Source organism: Sulfurovum sp. UBA12169 (assembly GCA_002742845.1).
GTDB lineage: Bacteria > Campylobacterota > Campylobacteria > Campylobacterales > Sulfurovaceae > Sulfurovum.
On sequence record DLUH01000001.1, the window covers coordinates 660,069 to 684,503 of the forward strand.

Annotated in this window: 21 protein-coding genes and 1 other RNA gene; 3 read left to right on the forward strand and 19 right to left on the reverse strand. The window is 39.6% G+C overall.

What is annotated here, in order from left to right:
- Positions 1-7: 7 nt before the first annotated feature.
- A complete protein-coding gene (locus tag CFH81_03445; protein DAB41359.1) occupies positions 8-1,360 on the forward strand; it encodes a DNA repair protein RadA in 1,353 nt (450 codons plus the stop codon).
- Between the two features lie 24 nt (positions 1,361-1,384).
- A complete protein-coding gene (locus CFH81_03450) occupies positions 1,385-1,738 on the forward strand; it encodes a holo-ACP synthase (GenBank protein DAB41360.1) in 354 nt (117 codons plus the stop codon).
- 6 nt (positions 1,739-1,744) lie between these two features.
- Here the strand turns inward: CFH81_03450 and thiS are convergent, their stop codons facing one another.
- Positions 1,745-1,945 carry a thiamine biosynthesis protein ThiS gene (gene thiS, locus CFH81_03455; GenBank protein ID DAB41361.1) on the reverse strand — a complete coding sequence of 67 codons (201 nt, stop codon included), beginning with the start codon at positions 1,943-1,945 and terminating at the stop codon, positions 1,745-1,747.
- Positions 1,946-2,041: 96 nt separating this feature from the next.
- On the opposite strand from thiS, the gene CFH81_03460 reads away from it, so the two are divergent.
- Entirely contained in the window at positions 2,042-2,467 is a 426-nt protein-coding gene (locus CFH81_03460; GenBank protein DAB41362.1) for a hypothetical protein, read from the forward strand.
- Here the strand turns inward: CFH81_03460 and CFH81_03465 are convergent, their stop codons facing one another.
- From CFH81_03465 to CFH81_03550, 18 genes are all read right to left on the reverse strand, one after another.
- Complete coding sequence (locus CFH81_03465) at positions 2,468-3,436, reverse strand: hypothetical protein (protein DAB41436.1); 969 nt, start codon at positions 3,434-3,436, stop codon at positions 2,468-2,470.
- A gap of 7 nt (positions 3,437-3,443) precedes the next feature.
- Positions 3,444-4,613, reverse strand: a complete 1,170-nt coding sequence (locus CFH81_03470; protein DAB41437.1) for a hypothetical protein — start codon at positions 4,611-4,613, stop codon at positions 3,444-3,446.
- A gap of 121 nt (positions 4,614-4,734) precedes the next feature.
- Positions 4,735-5,922 (reverse strand): aspartate aminotransferase family protein, encoded by a 1,188-nt coding sequence (locus CFH81_03475; GenBank protein DAB41363.1) that lies wholly within the window; start codon positions 5,920-5,922, stop codon positions 4,735-4,737.
- A gap of 1 nt (position 5,923) precedes the next feature.
- Complete coding sequence (locus CFH81_03480; GenBank protein DAB41364.1) at positions 5,924-7,717, reverse strand: molybdopterin oxidoreductase; 1,794 nt, start codon at positions 7,715-7,717, stop codon at positions 5,924-5,926.
- A gap of 431 nt (positions 7,718-8,148) precedes the next feature.
- Positions 8,149-8,355 carry a hypothetical protein gene (locus tag CFH81_03485; GenBank protein DAB41365.1) on the reverse strand — a complete coding sequence of 69 codons (207 nt, stop codon included), beginning with the start codon at positions 8,353-8,355 and terminating at the stop codon, positions 8,149-8,151.
- A gap of 183 nt (positions 8,356-8,538) precedes the next feature.
- Positions 8,539-8,826 carry a coiled coil domain-containing protein gene (locus CFH81_03490; protein DAB41366.1) on the reverse strand — a complete coding sequence of 96 codons (288 nt, stop codon included), beginning with the start codon at positions 8,824-8,826 and terminating at the stop codon, positions 8,539-8,541.
- A 642-nt stretch (positions 8,827-9,468) separates the two neighbouring features.
- Positions 9,469-9,825: RNase P RNA component class A (gene rnpB / locus CFH81_03495), an RNA gene on the reverse strand.
- Between the two features lie 116 nt (positions 9,826-9,941).
- Positions 9,942-10,511: a 2-oxoglutarate:acceptor oxidoreductase gene (gene oorC / locus CFH81_03500; GenBank protein ID DAB41367.1), complete on the reverse strand. Its 570-nt coding sequence runs from the start codon at positions 10,509-10,511 to the stop codon at positions 9,942-9,944.
- A 9-nt stretch (positions 10,512-10,520) separates the two neighbouring features.
- Positions 10,521-11,378 carry a 2-oxoglutarate ferredoxin oxidoreductase subunit beta gene (locus CFH81_03505; protein ID DAB41368.1) on the reverse strand — a complete coding sequence of 286 codons (858 nt, stop codon included), beginning with the start codon at positions 11,376-11,378 and terminating at the stop codon, positions 10,521-10,523.
- Between the two features lies 1 nt (position 11,379).
- The gene (locus tag CFH81_03510; GenBank protein DAB41369.1) at positions 11,380-12,513 is read right to left on the reverse strand and encodes a 2-oxoglutarate synthase subunit alpha; all 1,134 of its coding nucleotides are present in this window, start codon (positions 12,511-12,513) and stop codon (positions 11,380-11,382) included.
- Positions 12,513-12,845: a 2-oxoglutarate:acceptor oxidoreductase gene (gene oorD / locus CFH81_03515; GenBank protein ID DAB41370.1), complete on the reverse strand. Its 333-nt coding sequence runs from the start codon at positions 12,843-12,845 to the stop codon at positions 12,513-12,515. The genes CFH81_03510 and oorD overlap by 1 nt, the downstream gene beginning before the upstream one ends.
- Positions 12,846-13,088: 243 nt before the next feature.
- A complete protein-coding gene (locus CFH81_03520) occupies positions 13,089-13,961 on the reverse strand; it encodes a succinate--CoA ligase subunit alpha (protein ID DAB41371.1) in 873 nt (290 codons plus the stop codon).
- A 3-nt stretch (positions 13,962-13,964) separates the two neighbouring features.
- Complete coding sequence (locus CFH81_03525; protein DAB41372.1) at positions 13,965-15,137, reverse strand: ADP-forming succinate--CoA ligase subunit beta; 1,173 nt, start codon at positions 15,135-15,137, stop codon at positions 13,965-13,967.
- A 206-nt stretch (positions 15,138-15,343) separates the two neighbouring features.
- Positions 15,344-16,741, reverse strand: coding sequence for a fumarate hydratase, class II (gene fumC, locus CFH81_03530; GenBank protein ID DAB41373.1), 1,398 nt, complete (start codon positions 16,739-16,741; stop codon positions 15,344-15,346).
- A gap of 102 nt (positions 16,742-16,843) precedes the next feature.
- Positions 16,844-17,803 carry a malate dehydrogenase gene (gene mdh / locus CFH81_03535; protein DAB41374.1) on the reverse strand — a complete coding sequence of 320 codons (960 nt, stop codon included), beginning with the start codon at positions 17,801-17,803 and terminating at the stop codon, positions 16,844-16,846.
- Between the two features lie 194 nt (positions 17,804-17,997).
- On the reverse strand, positions 17,998-20,202 hold the full coding sequence (locus CFH81_03540) for an isocitrate dehydrogenase (NADP(+)) (protein ID DAB41375.1): 2,205 nt from the start codon (positions 20,200-20,202) through the stop codon (positions 17,998-18,000).
- A gap of 152 nt (positions 20,203-20,354) precedes the next feature.
- Positions 20,355-20,621, reverse strand: a complete 267-nt coding sequence (locus tag CFH81_03545) for a hypothetical protein (GenBank protein ID DAB41376.1) — start codon at positions 20,619-20,621, stop codon at positions 20,355-20,357.
- Between the two features lie 86 nt (positions 20,622-20,707).
- Positions 20,708-24,262, reverse strand: coding sequence for a DNA polymerase III subunit alpha (locus CFH81_03550; GenBank protein DAB41377.1), 3,555 nt, complete (start codon positions 24,260-24,262; stop codon positions 20,708-20,710).
- Positions 24,263-24,435 lie beyond the last annotated feature (173 nt).

Sequence of the window (24,435 nt, forward strand, 5' to 3'; positions counted from 1 at the left end):
CAACAGTATGGCAAAGAAAAAAACGCTCTTCGAGTGTCAAGCGTGCGGTTTTCAATCTCCCAGATGGATGGGAAAATGCACCTCCTGCGATCAGTGGGACACCATGATGGAGCTCAGTACTGACCAGATCAAATTTTTAGAAGAGGTATCCAAAAACAATACAGGCCTAAATCCTGCCGGCAAAGCCAGACCTATTACGCAGATAGAAGAAGACAATATCGTGCGATTCTCATCAGGAAGCAAAGAGCTTGATTTGGTATTGGGGGGAGGTATTGTTCCTGGATCGCTAACCTTGATTGGAGGAAGCCCTGGCATAGGGAAATCCACATTGCTTCTCAAAATAGCCGGCAATCTTGCAAAAGAAGATAAAAAAGTACTTTATGTCTCGGGAGAGGAGTCTTCAGGACAAATTAAACTGCGCGCTAACCGATTAGAAGCCAATCATGAAAATCTTTTTTTGCTCCCGGAAATCAGCCTTGCTGCAGTACTTTCAGAAATATCCGTTGAAAAGTATGCGTTTATCGTGATTGACTCTATACAAACACTCTATAGCGATGATACTCCTTCCGCTCCGGGATCTGTTACGCAGGTTCGTACGATCACCTTTGAATTGATGCGTATTGCCAAAAGTTTGCATATCCCCATTTTTATCATAGGCCATATCACTAAAGACGGATCCATTGCCGGGCCTAGAGTGCTTGAGCATATGGTCGATACCGTGCTTTATTTTGAGGGGGACAGCAACTCGGAACTTAGACTGCTTAGAGGATTTAAAAATCGCTTTGGTTCAACCAATGAAGTAGGTATTTTCGAGATGAACAAAGAGGGTCTTAGTGATGCTAAAAGTATGGGAGGAATGTTTTTCAATAAAAAGAAACTACAATCAGGATCAGCCCTTACGGTCATTATGGAAGGAAGCCGCCCCATCATCATAGAAGTGCAGGCGCTTGTCAGCGAAGCCTATGGTCATCCCAAACGAAGTTCTACAGGCTTTGACAACAACCGACTCACGATGCTTTTAGCCCTTTTGGAAAAAAAACTTGATCTGCCCCTGGGAACTTATGATGTTTTTATCAATATAAGCGGCGGCATTAAAGTCAATGAGCCCTCTGCAGATCTGGCTATCATTGCAGCTATTTTGAGCAGCTACCGAAACAGAGAATTAAGCCCGGAAACACTTTTTTTAGGCGAGGTAAGCCTTACAGGTGAAATACGGGAAGTGTCCGGACTTACACAAAGACTCAAAGAGATACAAACGCAAGGTTTTAAAAAAGCAGTTATTCCAAACAAGCCCTTGGAAGAAACGCCTATCAAATGTTTTATAGCAGATGAAGTATCCAAAATAGTAGACTGGATGTAATCTTCTTTTTGCTACACTTCTTTCATGAAAATAGGTACAGATATTATTTGCATTGATCGTGTAGAGAAAAATATAGCCAAATACGGCACTAAATTTAAAGAAAGATTTCTTTCCCCTCAAGAGATGGCTATGGCACAAAAAGCTGAAACTGTCGCAGGCTTATGGGCTGCAAAAGAAGCAATTTCCAAAGCATTGGGATGCGGTATAGGAGGGCGGCTCTCTTTTCATGATATTGTCATTGTAAAAAATCAACAAGGCGCACCTGCTTTTACTTTGTCACAAGAAGCTCAAAATATACATCGCATCAAAGAGAGTTCTCTTTCGATTAGCCATGATGGAGGATTTGCCATTGCAGTGGTTGTTGTTACGCAGCACTAACAATTCTCATCCTCCGCCTACAAAATGCAATAATTCAATTCTGTCATCTTGTTGAAGTACATGAATGTTCCATTCTTCTTTTTTTACAATCTCCATATTGACAGCCGCAGCCATTACTTTTACTTTAATTCCCAATATGTCTATCAAGTCTGAAATTGTAATATTTTGCTTAACATTTTTCTTTTCACCGTTAACATTAATTTGCATAAACTCTCCTTCTTGCTGATTTTATTTTATCTAACAATATTGTAATTTCTCTTAGATTGCACTACAATATCGTATAAATTTAAAAAAGGATTCAAAATGAACTATCTAATTATTTTTATCTCTATGTTACTTTTTTTCACAGGATGTACCACTCAAAATACTCGTGTAGCACCCAAAATAAACCAAGCAGCGAATATTTCCGACAACGAAAAAAATACAACAAAAGAGACCATAAGTAAAAAAATACCGCAAAAACCAAAAAAAATAATCGCATTGAAAAAAGTGGAAGACAACAATTTCAGCCCTGAATATATGTATCCTGAAGATAATGCCAAAGAAATGAAGGTTGCTGCAGATGCGCAGGAAACATCAACACCCCCTGAAGCACCGGGTCCAATCATCACAAAAGAAGAGTGCATCAGTATGATTGGTCAAGAAAAGTTTGATAAATACACCGCTCTCCTAGGCAGTGAAGAGGCTTCAATAAAGCGTTGCCAGATGATTAAAAAAGTACAACAATAGCTATTTTCTAAAATGTATCATCTTAAATCTATCCCCCATCATGGTGGGAGATACTAGTGTTTTAGTCTTATCTGCTTCTCTTGTATAGAGGGATTGAGTTGCTGTTTTTGCAAACCGTTCCAGTATTTCAATCAAACCAAAACGCACCAGTGCTCTTGCCTGTGTTTCATAAGCCTCTTCTTTAAAACCCGCTGCCTCAAAAGCTTCAACGACATGTTTAAAATTCACATCATAGGTAATATCATCTTTTTTATAGCTTTCTGCAAGCCTCAAAGCTTCATCAAACAGAGGAAAGGTTTCATGCTTTCTGTAGATACGTATAGAAAAATCATTTCGCACATATTTTTCTCCATAATCAAAAGAGATAAAATCACAATGCGTTATGTTTTTCGACATTGCTTTCGCAAAATCTTCATAACCCACCGAGATTTCACCTTGCCTCAGATAATGAGACCTAGACCATTTCAAAATTTCACCCGGGGCTTCTTCCCAGACCACTTGATGATTTTCTACAAAAGCTATTTTTTCATCCTTGAGCAATTCACAAGGAAAAGCATCAAAAATCTCATTGGCAACCACAAATGCATAGGATGCCTTAACCTCATCCATGTCACTGAAGTGTGTCACGGCAACATCATTGCCAAAACGCTCTTTAATATAGGCGCGCTGCGCTTCTTGCACATGGGGCTGCCTCTCAACGATACCAAACCGAAGGGTATGCATTAAGGCCGGATCACACGTATAAAGCCACTGTATCATATCGCAAAGCAAATAACCCCGATGTGCTCCGATCTCTATAAGCCAGCCGCTTCTGTCTGCTTTGCCCTCTTTTAAAAGCTTCAAAAAATAGTTTGCAATACTTGCACCAAAAAAGCGGCTAGTGCTTACTGCGGTATAAAAATCCCCTGATTTTCCTATGGCTTTAAAATTTTTATAATACCCCTCTTCGCCATAAAGCCACTCATTCATGTAGCTACTAAAGCGCATTTGCCACCTTTATATAAAGCTTCAAAAGTTCTATCTGCTTATCCACTTCATAAATTTTTTGGTCAAGTTTTTTGATTTGTAGAGAATTTTGCATCATTGCTGTATCGTAGGAAGTTTTTTCGCCTGCTTTTTCCAGATTTCGGGTCAATTGATAAAGATTTTGATAGAGTTTTTCATCTTTTTTGGCCAATTGGATCTTCTTGTCTATGATGTGTAAATTTTGATTAACCAGATTATACTCTTCATCGATCATATTTTGCCGATCGATCACCTCGGTAGCCGCTTTCATCCGTGCAACCTTTGCGGCCTCTACCTCGCTTAACGAATTGATATCAATTGGCATAGAAATCGTAAATCCATAGCTGTAATATCTCTCTTTGATTGCTGAAACAGCATAAAGAGGATTAACGTCGCCATCCGTATATCTTCCCTGAACAGAAATGGCAGGAAGATACTTGGCCCATGTCATTTTTGCATTGTATGCCTTCTCTTTTTCTCGCAGTCTTTCCCTTGCCAGCTCCAGGTTTGATCCCTTGAAGTCTGACGCGGAGATAAGCTTTAGTCTGGGCAGCGGCAGCTGCTTTGGATCTTTATCACTGAGCAGTGCAAATTCCTGCCTAGATTGCATTAAAGAAATTTCTGTTTCTAAAAGCGAGGTCTCATCGACATTTTTTTGCAAAAGAGCTTGATCCAAATAGCTGCTGTCCAAAAGCCCTGCTTCATAATTTTCACGTTTCTGTTTGATATCAATCGCATCATTCTTGATGAGATATGTCAATTTCTTTTGCTGAAGTTCAAGTTTTTTCATTGCATAAAGCTGCGTCACGGCACTGCCGATCATTTGACGTTTTTGGAGCATAATATCAGCGGCATTGGCATCGTGCAGTGCTTCAGAATACTTTATGGAATAATAGATTCCTCCTGATTTGAAGATCGGCTGATCGATACCGATACTAAAACTTCCTGTCTGTACTGTTTTATCGCTATATTGTTCTGAATAGGTTTTGCTATACTGAAGCGCAACAGGATTGATCCAGCTTTTGCTTAATATATCATACTCAAGATCATTGCTTTGAAACTGATAATCAAATAAGGCTGTTTTATTTTTTGAAAGAATATCGCCCAATTCATCCGCATGAAGACATCCTGCCGAAAACATACCCAAAAAAGATACTCCTGCACTTAAAAGCACGGCTTTTGAGAATAGATGCTTTCGCGATTCTTTCCGAAAGGACAAATCAACACCAGTGCGGTATATAAAATTTTGTCTCATACTAGTTTTAAACAATAGAACTGACAGCTTTTTCAAAACGCTTAAACCCCTCATCGATTTCATCCTTTGTGATCGTAAGACTTGGCAATAATCGCACCGTATTTCGTCCTGCCTTCAATACAATGAGACCCTCCTTCATACTATGCTTGATAGTCTTTATTTGAATTTCTGAGCTTTTGGCACGAAGTCCGCGCATTAAACCCAAACCCACTTCTTTTTCAAAGAGATGTGAATATTTTTGAACCATATTCTGTAATTTTTTTTCAAAATAAAGAAGTGCTTCAGCAATATCGCCTCGCTCGTACATCTCCTCAAGTATCTCAAGCACAGTCAATCCCGCTGCCGTACTCAGATAATTGCCGCCGAAAGTACTGCCATGATCTCCTGAAGTTAAAACATCCTTAAGCTTGGTCATCACTGCCCCGATAGGCACACCTCCGGCAAGTCCTTTTGCCAGAGTAATGATGTCGGGTTCTATTTCATAAAGATTGGAAGCCAAAAATTCTCCTGTACGGAAAACGCCCGTTTGAACCTCATCCACAATAAGCAAAATACCTTCTTTTTTCAAATAAGCGGCAAGCTTTTGTATCTCTTCTTTGTCAAACGGCTGAACACCTCCTTCTCCTTGCACCAGCTCTATAAGTACGGCTACTGTTTCATCATCAATGGCAGCATAAACATCAGCAATAGAATTTTCATAAGAAAAACCGTGAGGATAGGGTGAAAAATAAGAAGAATGGAAATGCTCCTGACCTGTGGCTTTGACTGTAGTAATCGTTCTCCCATGAAAAGAACCTTCAAGCGTAATCACTTTGTAACGTTTTTTATCAAATTTTATTTCACCGTATTTACGTGCAATCTTTATGGCCCCCTCATTAGCCTCGGCCCCTGAATTTGCAAAAAATACACTCATATCATATCCGCTTAATTTGACTATTTTTTCTGCAAGTTTTGCCTGGGGCTCTATAACTTGCAAATTGGAAATATGAATTATCTTTTTGGCTTGTTCACAAATAGCATTAGCCAATCTTTCATTGCCGTGTCCTACAGAGTTTACCGCTATGCCCGAAGCAAAATCGATATAATCCTTTCCTTGATCATCATACAGTACCGAACCCACTCCTTTGACAAAGTTGGTATAATCACGCGCATAAGTTTGCAATACATATTTTTTATCTAATTCTTCTAAATTCATTTTATATCCTTTTGATTTGTACTTTTACTTCCTGATAACATGCGCTCTCACCCTCTTCACTCACGATTGACGGTGTAAGCTTATTGATACCCTTTGTATTGTTGGTTATCAATACGCAATCGCTACGCACATCTTCATTTAACTTTACAATAAACTCATACGAACCATACTCTGAAGAGATATGTACCGTTTCCCCCTCCTCATATCCTAAGGCAGGATGAAGTTGTACCTTATTGTCTCTTAGAAATTGTGTATTGAGTGACTTGCCCGCCTTGGAGCTTATGAGCCAAAAGATTTGGTCTTTTTGTTTCTCCTGATGTCCTTTTCGATGCTTTTTAAAATGTTTCGTATTGATAAAATCATCATTGTAGTCATCTATAAACTCAAATTCCTCTCTTCCGCTCTCCCCAAATCCATCCGTATAAGGCAATATCTCATATCCAGGAGAAAGAAAATTCCCCCATTGGTCCCGCCTGCACTGGTCAAGCCAAAACCGAAGATAATACTCTTCGCTTTGTAGTCCGTCAAAACCAAAGGCATCAAAAAGTTTTTTGGTCAAATCGTATTCACTGATTCCAAAAGAAGCATCGCTAATCTTTTGCATAGGCTCCACATAATGATGCCCGTAACTAAGCCTTATGTCCTCTTTTTCAAAAAAGTTTTTTGCCGGCAAAACAATCTTTGCTCTTTTGGATGTCTCGTTTTCGTAAAGTCCAAAATAAATAAGATTTTCAACATTCTCCAGCTCCTCTTCAACACGCAGGCTGTCAGGCATTGATTCTGCAGGATTTCCTCCCTGCACCAACACAGTTTCAAACCGAGAAAACGGTGTGGTCACTTTAGACACGCGAGAACAGTTCACATCAAATGGATTTTCAAATCCCCATTTCGAATTGCCAAGATAACTTACTCCGCACCCCTCTTTTCCAAAAAGTCCGAGCGTTGCGGCAAGTGAATCAATCGCATGAAGCACATAGGAACCGGTTGTATATTTTTGTACCCCCACGCCCACTAAAAAAACCACTTTTTGGTTTCTTAAGTACTCCAGCATATGCCCCATATCTCCCAAATCCATACCGATATATTCTAAAATCGCTTTAATGCGGTGTTCCCGCGTATAATCATAAAAATCTTCATATGAAGAAGCAAATTCATTCATCCAGCTTTTATCTTCGCTGTTTTCCATAAAAATAAACCTTGCAAGCAAAATGGCTACATAGTAATCTGTTCTGGGCTTGATCTGCAAATGAAAATCTGCTTTTTTTGCAATGGGAGTCTTTACAGGATCAATCACAACAATCTTTTTACCTTCCAAAAAAGGTATAAGATGTGCATTGGTTACTGTCAGGTTGCGGCCCCACACAACAACCGTATCGGCTTTTTGTATCTGCTCAAGAGGCAACATTTTATTTACCCCTCTTCCTGCCAAGATACCTGCATCCCCTGCACCATCACACAAACTGCCTTTTGTTAAGCTTCCCTCTATTTTTTCCATAAAAAGATTGGTCACTTCCTGCATTACTCCCACATTGCCCGACCCCCTCCAGAGTAATGCTTTTTTATTCTTGAAAGCCCTTGCAGCTGCCTGCAGTGCCTCCTCCATACTTACCTCTACTCCATTGATGCGGGGTTTTTCTATGCGAGGTGCGTCAAGAATCATTTTATTGAGCTTAACACATAAGGCTCCATTGCCTGCAGGATGTTTTTGATCTCCCTCTATTTTTAAAGGAATATCATTTTTTACCAAGATGCGGCACGCATCATAACAGTCAAGGCCACAAGCAGTCTGCATCATTTTATCTCCACATTCATCAACGTTATAACAACTTTTTGTTTACATTCTCTACTATCCATGCACAATCTCTCCCAAAAAGCACAACTATTTTTTTGGCTGCAAAATTGTAGAGATATTTTTTGAGCTAATAGATTTTTTTACACTATTTTGTCCAAAATGGCATCTTGCCCAATATTAATATTTTTTACTGAGCATATCTTTTTTAAGAGATTATAGCAAAATAGCATTAAGCAAAAAGGGGAAATAGAAAAATTCTAACTGCAAGACAAATAATATTAGAATTTATACAAGGTGCAACGATAAGTTATGCCCTATTCCCGTATATACGATATCTATTCATGTGTTGGTGACACTTTTTGTGTCACTTTTTTACTAAAAGTTTCTCTGTTTTTTGTTTAGTTCAGATTTCATAGAATTGCAATTTACACTAATTAATCTGTTTTGTTCTCTATTTTGTCACCGGCATCTTCTACCGTGTCATCAGCTTTGTCTAAAGCATCTTTAGTATTATCCTTAATGTCACTTGCTACATTGTCAATTTTTTCTCCAGCCTTTTCTGCTGGTCCTTTTTCTTCACATCCTGTTACCGCAAGTACAAATGCAACTAGCAATGTCCCTATTAATATTTTATTTTTCATAAATTTCTCCTTTAAAATTGTTTTTAATATCCGATGCAGAATAATCTACTTCGTCTATACACTTCAACGTCCTGTAATCCAAAAGATTACTGCCATTATTAATCCTGCTACAAGTTTCTTTGAAGATTCTTCTTTTTTAGACTTAAGTTCTTCTATGTATCTTCAATTTTATTTTCCAGGTGCTTATTTAAATTTTGAAGCGAGGGACTTCATCATATTACCTAGTGAATCCCACGCATTTTCGATGCCTGCTTTCATATCTTCCCATGCATCATCACCAGCATCTTTGAGATCAATAAGCTTACTGCTGGCCTCTTCTTGCATGGATCGTAGTGCTTCGATTTCCTGATATAATTCAAGTTGTAAATCCGCTTCTGCTTCATCCGCTTCTGCCTTCAGTTTGTCAATATCTGCACTCCACTGATCTAGTTTCGCCTGTAACTTATCCTCATAACTATCTTTCATACTCATGATTAATTTCCTTTTCAAGATTTACTTTATACTCAGATTCTAATAATTCTTTAAAAGTACTAAAATCACCTTTTTTTAATTATAGGTCTAACAATAATAATGTATAACTATTAATCTAAAACTCCCCTGAAAGCCAAAAACATGAAATAATGTTTCTTAATTATTAGTAGATTTTTTGTGGAATTATCTCAACCAAAAAACTATCACTCCTACGATTAGAAGCCCATAATCTTGAGGAACCACAACAAGATTTCTGCCAAAAATGAAAGAATTGTTAAGAATAATTTTAAAAAATTAGATTAGGTTGATCCAGACTGCCAGAATAGTAGTTTTTAGAGATGCCAATATATAATTTTTATACTATTTTGATTTGTAATGATCTGGATATTCAAGAGAAAAAATACTAAGATTTTTTTTGACTGATACTGTATTATAATAAAATATAAATTTTTATTATTGTAAGTGGATGTTTAAAATAGCCGGAGTTGGTGATGTGCTGCATTAACTGTCCATAAACTGACAGTGGTGCAAAATTTCACTTGAGATTAGAATTTGCGTAATATTATAATGTTTCAGTTACGTTAAAAATAGTGAAGACTATATAAATAAAAGTATGTAATTTAGGAGAACAATCCCTATGAAATTACAGGTGCAACGATAAGCCGGGTTCTGTCTTGGGTAGTTATTTATCTAGGCACAGTGTTACCACTACGCTCAAGCAAAGTATAAATGCCAAGTTAATGGCTTGTGAGACTCATACCATATACTTCTTGCTACGGACAGGGTTTACCTGGCTGCTCTTGTTGCCAAAAGCACCGGTGGGCTCTTACCCCACCCTTTCACTATCACCTGCCGATAGAACACCGACAGGCTACCTACTCTCTGTTGCACTTGCCCTCAGATTACTCTGGCCATCCGTTAGATGGAGCCCTGTCTCACTTGTAGCCCGGACTTTCCTCTCGCAGCGATTATGCTGCCAGCAACTACCTGTTGCACCTTATTGGAATTATAGCACAAATGCGGTATAGATTAAAAGATTTATGGAGGAAGTTTTATAGAGAAGAGGCTGGCCAAAAGAAAAGATTCACTCAGCCAGCCCATAAAGATTCAATATGCTATTGAGCAGGCCCTTGGGCGATCGCCTCTAGTGCGTATTTTTCACCAAGTTCATATGCCTTAAGGTTTACAGCATGCACTTTTTCCGGAACTTTGCTCAACATAGTATCCACAAGGACTTTTTTGTCAAGTGCCTTTGTGAATGTATTTGCAATAGCAAGCGCAACTACAGATTGCGTAATTACATTTCCTACTTCTTCTTTCGCGATTGTAATGATAGGAATTTCATAGATATTCCATTTCTTTTTATCTTCCTCTGTCGGATGTACCAAGTTTGGCTCAATCACGATTGTACCGCCCGGCTGTACACCGTTTTTAAAAAGCCTATAACTTACATCTGCAACTGAAAGCATAAAATTCACCTCACCATCATTTGCATAAGGATAAAAAATCTCTTCATCATCAAGAGTGATATCAACAACCGTTGGTCCCCCGCGTACCTGTGAGGTATAGGTTGCCGTCTTGAGTCCATACCCGCCCGTTTTAATTTTAGCTGCGGCAAAAATCTCTCCAGCAAGAAGAACACCCTGCCCACCAACGCCTGTAAATCTCATTAATGTTCGTGCCATTGCATCTCCTTATATTTTTTTGACAAAGTCGTCTTGAGTAATTTTCCCACGCTTGCCTTGGTGCACATCTCTAACCTCTTGGTACATTTCACAATACTCTTTTGCGGTTGTATCTTGCTTTAAGATACCCGTTGGCAATAAGTTAAGCTGCTCTTCCGGACTCAATTTATCATATTTTGCTTTTGAAACAGTAATGCTGTCAATCCAATCGAGGTTTTCCATAGCATTTGCCATTTTATTCTTTCTGCCAAGGTTGATATGACAATTTGACAGTGCCTCAACATAAGAAAAACCTTTATGCTCCATAGCATCTACTAAAAGCTTTTCAAGTTTTTTAGGAGCTGTGACAGTTTCTCTGCCTACAAAAGAAGCTCCAGCAGCAATTGCTAGCTTGCATCCATCAAATGTAGGGTCAATATTTCCTGCCTTTTGAGAAACAGTCCACATACCCTGAGGTGTTGTTGGGGACGTCTGTGAATTGGTCAATCCATAAATAAAATTTTGAATAACAATGAATGTTATGTCAATATTTCTTCTGCATCCATGAATGGTATGATTGCCGCCGATCGCCAAAGCATCTCCGTCTCCTGCAACACAAACAACATGCTTGTCAGGATTTGCCAATTTGATACCCGTTGCAAAAGCAATCGTTCTGCCATGCGTCGTATGTACGGTATTAAAATCAACATACGATGAAAATCTTCCCGAACATCCGATTCCTGAGACAACACACACATCATCCTTGCTCCATCCAAGTTTATCAACAGCACGAATAAAAGATTTAAGAATTACTCCATCACCGCAACCCCAACACCATAGCGTTGGCATCTTTTCTAATCTTAAATAACTATCATAATTAAATGCCATCTTATAGCTCCTTTACTTTATTTACAATCTCAAATGGAGAAATCGGCCGTCCATTTACTTTAAATAGACCTTCAATATCAAGTCTGCCTGAAGCTCTCTGTACTTCATCTCTATATTGACCGATATTAAGCTCAACACATAATACTTTTCCGATTTTATCTGTATGCTTTTTGATCGCCTCTGCCGGACTTGGCCATAAAGTAATAGGTCTAAATAAGCCAGCCTTGATACCTTCTGCCCTTAAATGTCTGATTGCCTCTTTTGCTGAGAGGGAAACTGAACCGTAAGCCACAATCATCACTTCAGCATCATCCATCATAAACTCCTCATAGGAATCTATCTCTTCTTGATGTGCTTCTACTTTGTTAAATAGTCTTTCAATTAAGAGCCTGCATGTTTCAATCTCTTCTGTCGGAAAACCATTTTTATCATGATGAAGTCCCGTAAAGTGATATCTGTATCCTTTAAACATCGGATTAAGAACTGCCGGTTCATCCTGTGCTACACCATAGGGATGATACTCTTCTGCCGGACCATCAAATGTTTTTCTTGGCTTGATACCTGATTTTACGACTTCAGCGGTTGGTATATCCGCTTTCCCATGCATATGACCCAAAGTTTCATCCAAAAGCACAAATACAGGCTGCATAAATCTATCTGCGAGATTAAATGCTCTTACTGTTTCAGTATAGCACTCGGCCAAATTTCCCGCACAAAGAGTAATGGATTTGTAATCACCGTGTGATGGGTTTTTTGCTTGTGCGACGTCACCTTGAGATACACGTGTCGGAAGACCTGTAGAAGGGCCGCCTCTCATAACATTTATAACCACCAAAGGCACTTCTGTCATCTGCGCCAAACCAAGGTTCTCAGCCTTAAGTGAAATACCTGGTCCGGAAGTAGCTGTCAATGATCTTACGCCTGACATCGAAGCACCGATTGCAGCAGCAACACCGGCTATCTCATCTTCCATCTGAATCGCAGTTCCGCCTATTCGTGGCAGTAAATCAGAAATGGTATGCATTACTTCACTTGATGGGGTAATAGGATATCCTGAAAAAAACTTGCATCCTGCATCAACGGCTGCTCTTGCAGCTAAGTCATTTCCTGTTGATATTATTTCTCTTGTTGACATTAGTTGGCCTCCTTGTAGTCTGCAGGCAATCTAAAACCATTGTTTACGATTGCCTCTCGTCTTGCTTTTGCACTATCTGTTAATTTTGCAAATTTAAATTCCTTCTTGTCTGCAACATAGATTGCAAAATCCGGACATGAAAGTTCACATTCATTGCATCCTATACAAGAATCCGGCGCCACAACATCTATTATCGCACCCAATGTTGAGCCTGCATCCGCTTTCATAGAAAGTACACCAGCCGGACATACATCTACACAGATATCACACGCTTTGCATCTGGCTGTATTTACCCAAACTGGAGTATTTTCCGGAGCTTTCATCACTGCCATGGTTTCCCCTTTTAATTTTATAATTATTAAGTGAGATTTACTATTCACTAAGATTAGAATAGCTTAGTTTTATTAAGGGTGTTATAAATAGGATTGAATTATTGTTGCCACAAGAAATGTTGTTACCATTTGAAGCAAAAAACTAAAAGTATTTTTCTATAAAACAAAAGGTATGTATTAAAATGAAACGAACAGAGGAAAGATGGGCTTAAGGACAGGATATTCCTGAGCCTTAAGGATAATCTATTTGGATAAAACTTCTTTAACAGCTTTACCAATTTCCGCAGGAGAAACCACTACTCTTACGCCTGCTGCTTCAAGCGCATCCATCTTTTCTTTCGCTGTTCCCGCACTTCCGCTCACAATAGCCCCGGCATGCCCCATTCTTTTGCCTTTTGGGGCTGTTTGTCCTGCGATAAAAGCAACAACCGGTTTTGTAATATGGTCCTTAATATACTTCGCCGCTTGAATTTCAAGATCCCCGCCGATTTCACCTATCATGACAATAGCTTCTGTTTGAGGATCAGCTTCAAACATTGGAAGAAGCTGCTTGTAAGAAAGCCCGATAATTGGATCTCCTCCGATTCCTACTGCCGTAGAGATACCAAATCCTTCTTTGCAAACCTGATTTGCTCCCTCATACGTCAATGTGCCTGATTTGGAAATCAATCCTACATTTCCTTTTTTGAAAATCATACCGGGCATAATCCCTATTTTGCACTCTTCGGCAGTAATGATTCCCGGACAATTTGGTCCAATCGTTTTCATGCCGTGTTTTACAGCGTATGCTTTGGCAGCTTGCATATCCCTTACCGGTGCGCCTTCAGTGATAATTACTGCAAGTTCCACCCCGGCATCCGCAGCTTCCATCACCGCATCAGCGACAAACGCAGGCGGTACAAATACCATAGAAACCGTTGCTCCTGTAGTTGCCACTGCTTCTTTGACTGTATTGAATACAGGCTTGCCTAAATGGACCTCTCCGCCTTTACCCGGAGTAACCCCTCCGACAATTTTTGTTCCATAGGCCATACATTGTTCTGCGTGAAATGTGCCTTCTGAACCCGTAAATCCCTGCACGATGACTTTTGTATCTTTGTTTACCAATATTGACATCTACTACTCTCCTTTTGCTGCTGCTACGGCTTTAGCCGCACCGTCTGCCAAATCTGTTGCTGCAATTACATTGGCTATGTTTGCATTTTTTAAAATTTCAGCTGCTTCGGCCGCATTTGTCCCATCAAGTCTTACGATAACCGGAACATGCACATCTACCATTTTAGTTGCTTCCAAAATACCGTTTGCAATCCTGTCACATCTTACGATCCCGCCAAAAATATTGACAAAAATTGCTTTTACATTGGGGTTTTTCAATATAATTTCAAAACCTTTTGCAACCGTTTCGGCGTTCGCCTTCCCCCCTACATCTAGGAAGTTTGCCGGTGTGCCGCCCATATAATTGATCGTATCCATAGTTCCCATAGCAAGACCGGCACCATTTACCATACAACCTATCTCACCGTCAAGTGCGATATAAGAAAGTCCGTATCGACCCGCTTCTCTTTCGTCCGGATCTTCTTCTGAAACATCTCTCATCTCTTCGATATCCGGATGTCTCCCGAGGGCAGAATCATCAAATCCCATTTTTCCGTCAAGCGCAAGGAAGTCCCCGGAACCGGTTTTAATAAGCGGGTTGATTTCAATCATTTCAGCGTCATTTTCCATATACACATTATAAAGTGCTTTCGCAAATTTAATGAACTTATTTTGCTCATTTTTGTCAATAATTCCAAGACCGAACACTAACTCTCTACCGTGAAAACCTTGAAACCCGATAGAAGGATCAATGGCAACTTTGATGATTTTTTCCGGTGATTTTTCGGCCACCTTTTCAATCTCCATGCCTCCTTCGGTTGAAGCCATAATAACAGGCATTTCTTTGGCACGATCAAGCACTATCCCCAAATAGAGCTCATCTTTAATATCGGCTCCCTCTTCAATATACACCTTTTGAACCAATTTTCCTTCCGGTCCGGTCTGGTGTGTTACCAACGTCATTCCCAGAATTTCGTCGGCAAGCTGTCTAACTTCTTCTTTTGATTTGGCAAGCTTCACACCTCCGCCCAACCCACGGCCGCCGGCATGAATCTGTGCTTTTACTACCCAGATATTTCCACCCAATTCAGACGCGTTTGCCGCAGCCTCATCGGGTGTGTTTGCCACAATACCTCTTGGTGTAGGTACGCCATATTTTTGAAATATTTGTTTCGCCTGATACTCATGAATATTCACGTGTACTCCTTTAAAATTACAATAAGTTAAAATATTATACATTTAACTGAAATAATATTGTATTAATTCAATTATCATCAAGAATGATTTTAGAAAAGTGTTAAATATTTACACAGTTTGATAAAAGTCTAAAGTAGAAGCAGAGGGTTTACCCCTCCTGCTTGTGTAGAATTTTTACATTGTGAATCAATCAAATTCTAAACATTCTACGCTTTAGGAGCAATCATATCCTCTGGACGCACATACTTATCAAACTCTTCCGCACTCAAAAACCCAAGGCTAATCGCTTCTTCTTTGAGAGTGGTTCCGTTTGCATGTGCGGTTTTGGCTATCTTTGCTGCTTTTTCATATCCGATATGCGGGTTCAATGCTGTTACCAACATTAACGAATCATTTAGAAATTTATCGATATTGGATCTTATGGGCTCAATGCCTACAGCACAATTTGTATCAAAACTTCTCATTGCATCTGATAAAAGTTTTATTGACTGCAAAATATTGTAGGCAATAACCGGCTTAAATACATTCAATTCAAAATTGCCCTGGGATGCAGCAATACCAACCGCAACATCATTTCCCATCACCTGAACAGCCACCATTGTCATAGCCTCAGACTGTGTTGGATTTACTTTACCCGGCATAATGGATGAGCCCGGTTCGTTTTCAGGAATAGAAATTTCTCCAATTCCGCATCTAGGTCCGGACGCCAACCATCTAACATCATTGGCTATTTTCATTAAGTTTCCTGCAAGCGCTTTGAGCGCTCCGCTAAGAACTACTTCTGCATCATGCCCTGTAAGCGCATGAAACTTATTTGGCTGAGATACAAATCCATAATCTTTTGCCATAAAACTATTCAGCATTGCTGACACTTTTTGTGAAAACTCAGGGTGCGAATTCAATCCCGTGCCAACTGCTGTACCGCCAATCGCCAATTGACGACAATATATCAACGTATCATTGATTTGCTGCAGATTTGTTTCGAGCATGGCCACATACCCGCTAAGCTCTTGACCCAAGGTAAGCGGTGTTGCATCCTGAAGGTGCGTTCTGCCTATTTTTACGATATCTGTAAATGCATTTGATTTACTTTCAAGCGTTGCCTTGAGCTGATTTAATGCAGGGATAAGATTATCTGTTACTGCGACTACTTCCGCGATACGCATGCCTGTTGGATAAGTATCGTTTGAGCTTTGACCCTTGTTTACATCGTCATTGGGATGTACCAGTTTTTCTTTCGTAAAGTCTCCGCCTAAAATTTCAATCGCTTTGTTTGCAACTACTTCATTAACATTCATATTTGATTGGGTTCCCGAACCTGTTTGCCATACCACCAAAGGAAAATTGTCATCAAGTTCGCCTGCTAAAATAGCGTCACATGCTTTAGTTATCGCTTCAGTTTTTTTATCATCCAGGCGACCAAGTTCATGATTGACCAAAGCGCATGCTTTTTTAAGATTGGCAAAACCGTATATAACTTCAATAGGCATTTTTTCATTGCCTATCTCAAAATTCTGAACCGATCTTTGAGTCTGTGCCGCCCAATACTTGTCCGCAGGAACCCGGACTTCTCCCATGGTATCTTTTTCTATTCTAAAACTCATTTTCATCTCCTTTTGTTCTGCTCTTTTCTTTTAAAAGAGTCTCCCTGCCCTTTGTGCCGCCAATTTAAACCTCCAGTAAACAAAAAGTGATTTCATTTTTTGCTATGCCTCTTCGTTAAAAAACTTTTTATCCTTAAGAACTTGAATCATGGTTTTTACAGACTTTACGCTTTTGGCAAATCGTTTTTTTTGATCCTGATTGAGTGTCATTTCAAACAACTTTTCAACCCCGCTTGCACCCAATGCCACGGGTACCCCGGAAACCACATCAGAATATCCATAATGGCCATCAAGATAGACCGCACAAGGATAAATCTGTTTTGTATCTTTCAAGATGGCTTCAACCATAATGGCTGTTGATTTTGCGGGAGCATAATATGCCGAGCCCGTTTTCAGATAACCAACAATTTCGGCGCCGCCATGTTTTGTACGCTCCACTACCTCTACAATCTCCTCTTCTGTTAAAATATCCGAAAGAGGAACCCCCGCGACCGTAGAAAATTTTGGAAGAGGCACCATATCGTCACCGTGTCCGCCCATTACGGAAGCACGAATCTGTCCGGCACCATAACCAATCTTTTCAAAAATAAAATGGGCCATACGCGCACTGTCTAAAACCCCGGCCATCCCAACTACACGCTCTTTTGGAAAACCGGACTCTTTAAGGGCTACATAGGTCATAACATCCAGCGGATTAGAAACCATCACTATGATCGCCTCTGGAGCATATGTTTTAACCTCTTGCACCACCTCTTTGGTGATTTCAGCATTAACCATCAGCAAATCGTCTCTGCTCATTCCAGGCAGTCTCGGGCTTCCTGCCGTAATAACCACAATATCGGAATCAGCTATCCCTTCAGGTGTTTCTGCTACAGAAACAATAGTGTGTGTTCTGGCCGCATTGGCTGCTTGTGACATATCCAGAGCCTTTCCTTTGGCAATCTCGGAGTTTCTGTCTCGAAGCACAACACTATGACATACGCCGTTCATGGCAAGAATATAGGCTACCGTTGCCCCCACATTTCCAGCACCGATAATCGTTACTTTTTTACCTTTTTTCATTACAATCCTTTAATTTAGAATTATAGGGCGATCTTTTAGCAAAACATAAGTCATAAGGATTTTTCATTATCAATCATATTCTGCAATGCCACAAGAAGCATAAAGCCCTATATTTGGGTGTTGAATCGTTTTACACTCGAAACAAAGTGTTATACAGAGCTCAATGCTCTGTATAATTATATAGCGTCATAACTTTAGATAGCATCAATAATGCTGTTCAATGTTTGAGATGGTCTCATTGCTGCTGCAGCTTTAGCATTGTTTGGATGATAATACCCTCCAATATCCTGTGCTTTTCCTTCTACCGCCAAAAGTTCTTTCATAATTTTTTCTTCATTTTCAATCAACGCTTTTGCCACCGGAATGAACTTCGCGCTCAATTCTGCATTATTGCACTCAGCAAGCGCTTTTGCCCAATATTGGGCAAGATAGAAATGGGAAGCCTTGTTGTCAGGCTCGCCTGCTTTTCTGCCTGGTGCTTTATTGTTATCCAGGTAAGCTTGATTCGCGATGTCCAATGCAGCCGTAAGCGCAGCCAGCTTGTCATCATTTGCCTTTTGATTGATATATCTTAAAGATTCAGCAAGTGCTAAAAATTCACCAAGCGAATCCCATCTTAAGTGGCCCTCTTCCAAAAATTGGTCCACATGCTTAGGTGCACTGCCGCCTGCGCCTGTCTCAAATAAACCGCCGCCGGCCAATAATGGCACAATCGATAACATTTTTGCAGATGTTCCAAGCTCCAAAATCGGGAAAAGATCCGTCAAATAGTCTCTTAAAACATTTCCTGTTGCAGAAATCGTATCTTGGCCTGCCCGTACCCTTTTTAAACTATAAGCCATTGCTTTTTCAGGAGCCAAAATTTCTATCGTCAATCCTGAAGTGTCATGATCCTTTAAGTACTCATTGACTTTTTTAATCATATTTGCATCGTGAGCTCTTTTTTCATCCAGCCAAAATACTACCGGAGTGTTTGTTAGTTTTGCTCTTTCGACTGCCAGCCTTACCCAGTCTTTGACAGGAATATCTTTTGTTCTAGACATTCTCCAGATATCGCCTTTTGCCACGTTAAAGCTCATTAGTTCGCTGCCGTCGCTATCTAAAACTTTCACTACACCATCTTCTGCAATTTCAAATGTAGTGGGGTGAGAACCATACTCTTCTGCTTTTTGTGCCATCAAGCCGACGTTTGAAACACTTCCCATGGTAGTAACATCAAATTGACCGTTCTCTACACAGTCATCAACGATTTCTTTATACATGGTTGCATAGCATCTATCGGGAATAACAGATACACACTCTTGTACTTCACCCTTTGCGTTCCACATTTTACCGCCGTCTCTCACTACGACCGGCATAGAAGCATCGATAATAACGTCATTGGAAGCATGCAAGTTTGTAATACCCTTGTCAGAATCAACCATCGCCATAGCCGGCTGTGTTTCATATGTTGCCATAATTGCAGCTTCGATCTCGCTTTTTTTATCGGCCGGAAGTTTTTCAAGTTTTTTGTACAAATCGCCAAGACCCAAATTTGGATTCACTCCAATCTCTTTAAACTCTGTAGCGTATTTTTCAAACACATCTTTAAAGAATACTGCCACTGCATGCCCAAACATAATCGGATCTGAAACTTTCATCATGGTAGCTTTTAAATGAAGTGACCAGAGAACACCTTTTGCGTTTGCCTCCTCAAGTGTTTTGGCATAAAACGCTCTTAATGCGTCTTTTGACATAAAAGTTCCATCCAAAATCTCTTTGTCAAGAGCATCTATTTCTTTTAAAAGTTTGCCGTTAAGTTCAATTTTTACTTTACCGTCGCCGTTTTTAATAACAGACTTTTCATTCCCATAAAAATCTCCGTCATTCATGTGCGCTACATAAGTTTTGGAGTTTTCCGAAAACGCTCTTAGTTTATGGGGGTTTGCTTTTGCAAAATTTTTAACAGCCGCTGCCGCACGTCTATCTGAATTTCCCTCACGCAGAACAGGGTTAACCGCTGAACCCAAACACGTAGAATATTTTGCAAGAATCTCTTTTTCTTCATCTGTTTTTGGATCTTCAGGGAAATCCGGAAGATTATACCCCTGCCCCTGAAGCTCTGCAATACATTCTTTAAGCTGAGGAATTGATGCGGAAATATTTGGCAATTTGATAATATTGGCATCTGGCTGCTGCACCACTGTTCCCAAATAAGCCAATTCATCGGCAATTTTTTGATTGTCTGTTAAAAATTCCGGGAACGTTGCAATCACTCTGCCCGCAAGAGAGATATCTCTTTCTTCTGCTTCTACGCCGATAGATTTAGTGAATGCGTTTACAATTGGTAACAAAGAATAAGTTGCCAATGCTGGCGCTTCATCAATTTTTGTCCAGATTATGTTTGGTAATTTTGACATTTTAATTCCTTAGGTTTTTAATGGGCATAGTGTAACATGCTTTATGCATTTTGAGATTGAAACCGGGCATTATCAAAAAATTATATTTTTTATTTGTTTCCATACTACACATATATCCATAGAGACTATAGTGCAGCGCTATAAAAAGTGTATCAAAAAAACATTTTTACTATTTTTGTAATTGCATCTGATACCGGAATATTTTTTATAAAATAATCACCTGTGACTCTAAAAATAGGCGCTTGAAATATTTTGCACTTACCAAATAGGTTTTTATTTTTATTTGCTTTGTCCGGGAAATAAGATGCTTTTATCGCCGTCTTGATGCTTATCAAATTTATTTGTTCTTCTGTCTTTAACTTTATAAAATTGCACCGTTTGGTAACTCTGGCGATACATTCGCACACATCAGCTTGCATTATTGCACTCTATTGGGTCAATCAAAACATTTTTTCTGCGCAGAAATATAAAATTTTACGATTTTACCCTGCCAAAAAGAGAAAAATCAGTCTTCCAATATCAGTCTTTCTTCTATATATGCGCCAAGTTCTTTAGCCTCTTCGATGATCTTTTCGTTAACTTTCATTTTTGATTCGATAATTACATTGGCAAGCTTTGATTTAATATGAAGCTCAAGCGGCCGCTTGCCGGGATATTTTTGAACCAAACACATCAGATCTTGGGCTATTTTTGGATCAGGCATCAAATTAATGGCCAAGATAAGCGGAGGATGGTCGGGTTCTTGGATATGCTTTTCCTCTTTTGTAACTTTAATTTTTTCTTTTTTTGCTTCCTTGAGGGATTCTATCTTGAGAATACTAAGTCGCGTAAATTCACCATCTTTGGTTACTTTTACCTTAAAAGCAATGGGCTTGGTAATATCAAAATCTTCTTCAAGTTCTTTGAGCCTATTTTCAAAAAGCATCAATTCAATATTCCCATGCAAATCCATAATATTGGCGATGCCGAATTTATTGCCTTTTTTACTTATTTTTTCAGTAATTCCTTCAATCTTTCCGATAAGCAGTGCTTGCGAACCGTCTGCAAGATCATCTATCTCCGAACTTAGCGTATAGCTTATCTCCTCTAACGTTTGACGATACTTATCCAAAGGATGCCCTGAAACATAAAAACCCAAAGATTCTTTTTCAAACTCCAGAATCTGCATAGATTCAAACTCATCTAAATGTGAAATTTCAAATGAAACAGATATCATCTCTTCTTCTTCACCAAAGAGTGAGCCTACTGCCATTTTTTTTGCCTGTGCTGCTTGTTGTGATGCCTGAATAATCTCTTCGATTTGTACAAGCAATGCATGGCGCGAATATCCAAAATTATCAAAAGCACCGGCTTTTATAAGGGACTCTATTACTTTTTTATTTACCTTGGAAGAGTCAATGCGGGAAACAAAATCACTTAAATCTTTAAATTCTCCTGCTTCCCTGGCTTTTAATATAGAATTAATAGCGATATCTCCTGCGCCTTTTATAGCACCCATTCCGAATACAACAACCTCTTCGCCTTCAATATTATCTGCAACAAAAACCAAATCAGAGCGATTGATATCAGGAGGAAGCAGTTTAATATGCATATGCTTGAGTTCATCAACATATTTGACCACCTTGTCGGTATTGTTTTTCTCAAGTGTTAAAATGGCTGCCATAAATTCCGTCGGATAGTAGCGTTTCAAAAAAGAAGTATAAAAAGTAACCATCGCATACGCAGCCGAGTGCGATTTATTAAATCCGTATCCTGCAAATTTTACAATAAGATCAAAAAGTTCTGCAGCTTTTGTTTTGTCAAATCCTTTTTGGGCTGCGCCATTGGCAAACTCTTCTTTGAGTTTATCCATCTCCTCTTTGATCTTTTTCCCCATGGCTCTACGAACGAGATCTGCGCCTCCTAGACTAAATCCGCCTATGGTTTGAACAATTTGCATTACCTGCTCTTGGTAGACAATGACTCCATAAGTCGGCTTAAGTATGGGTTCTAGCTCCGGGAACATATAGGTAATTTGGGCACGTCCGTGCTTACGCTCAACAAAATCATCAAGCATTCCTGATTCCATTGGTCCGGGACGATAGAGTGCAAGCATCGCAATGACGTCTTCAAAACCGCTTGGTTTAAGTTTTTTAGCCAAATCCTGCATTCCTGCCGATTCGATTTGAAAAAGTCCCAATGTATCGCCTGTACTGATATACTCATAAACCCCTTTGTCGTTAATATCCTCTTCTATAAAATTTATGCGTTTTCCATGACGTTTTTCAACCAACTGGTTTGCTTCCTCAATAACCGTCAGCGTTTTAAGTCCCAGAAAGTCAAACTTAATCAAGTCTACATCTTCCACATATTTGCCATTATATTGAGTCGCAAGGGCTTCTTGTCCCGTTGGCTTAAAAAGCGGGGTTTTTTGCCATAAAGGTTCATTTGAGATTACCACGCCTGCCGCATGCGTTCCGGCATTACGATTCAGCCCTTCAAGCGCCAATGCATAATCCCAAGTCCGTTTTGCAAGCGGATCGCTTTCCAAAAGCGCTTTGATTTTGGGCTCTTTTTCATAAGAGGATTTAAGATCTATCCCCAATTCATCTGGAATCAATTTTGCCATTGCATCTGCTTTAGCATAAGGCATATCAAGCACCCTTGCAACATCGCGGATTACTCCCTTGGCAAGCAATTTACCAAAAGTAATGATCTGAGCTACGTTAACACGTCCGTATTTTTCAATAACATAGTCGAGTATCTCTTGCCGTCTGGCTTGACAAAAGTCCATATCAATATCGGGCATACTGACACGTTCGGGGTTTAAAAAACGCTCGAAAAGCAATCCATACGGCATCGGATCAATATCTGTAATTTTCAATGCATATGCTACCAAAGAACCCGCAGCAGATCCGCGTCCCGGCCCAACGGGAATGCCCATCTGCTTTGCCGCATCGACAAAATCCCAAACAATCAGCATATAGCCGGGAAATTTCATAGAGTTGATGATCTCTATTTCTGTTTCCAATCTATCCCGATATTCTTGGTGTTTTTGTGCAGGCACAATTTTCAACCGTTCTTCGAGTCCTTTTCGAGAAGCGTGAATAAAAAGTACTTTATCGTTTTCAAGCGAATACTCCTTGCCGGGTTCGGGCAAAGATAATCCCTCTTCGCTTGCTTTTTGACAAGTAAATTTGAAGTTCGGAGGTGTCGGATTTCCCAATTTAATCTCCAAATTACATTTATCGGCAATCTCTTGTGTATTTTCCAGCGCCTCAGGGATATCTGCAAAAAGTTGCGCCATCTGCTCCGGAGACTTCACATAAAACTCATGCACAGAGTGGCGCAAACGGTTAGGGTCATCATAAAGTTTGTTCATGGCAATGCACATAAATGCCTCATGCGCATCAGCATCTTTTTGTTCTGTGTAGTGTGTGTCATTTGTTGCAATGATCTTAATACCGGTCTCCTGGGAAAGCTGAACGATCTGTTTGTCTATTTTGTACTGGTCTCCAATGCCGTGACGCATAAGCTCCAAGTAAAAATCATCACCAAATATCTCTCGGTACTCCAGGGCTATCTGCTTCGCCTCTTCATACCCCTTGGCGCCAAATTTCACATTCCTGTCCGAAAGATTAAGATGCCAATTTATCTCTCCCTGCAAACACGCAGAAGAACAGATAAGCCCCTCACTATGTTCTTTGAGAATTTTTTTATTGATACGGGGATAATAGTAAAACCCGTTAAGGTATGCCTGAGAGCTCAAATACATCAGGTTTTTATACCCTATTTCATTTTTTGCATACAAGCAAAGATGAAAACGCTGGCGTATATTTTTATCACCGATATCCTCTTGATTGTGAAGATAAGCTTCCATTCCTATGATGGGCTTGATGCCTTCGCTGCGCATTGCATTGTAAAACTCTATAACCCCAAACATATTTCCATGATCTGTCATCGCTACCGAGTTCATGCCAAGTGCTTTGACTTTTTTTGCGAGCGTCTTTATTTTGTTTGCGCCATCAAGCAATGAATACTCGGTATGAAGATGAAGGTGGGTAAATTTAGGTTGGGACATCTATTGCCTTTTATTGGGTGTGAAATTATGTATATTTTAAATCTTTGCTTTTTGGAAGACTACACAAAGGATAACGTATTATAGAGTTTATAATATAACAAATTTTCGATTAAGAAAAGCTCAAAAGCCTTTCTTAATCAAAGGACAAAACCATGTGTCTGCAGACACAAATT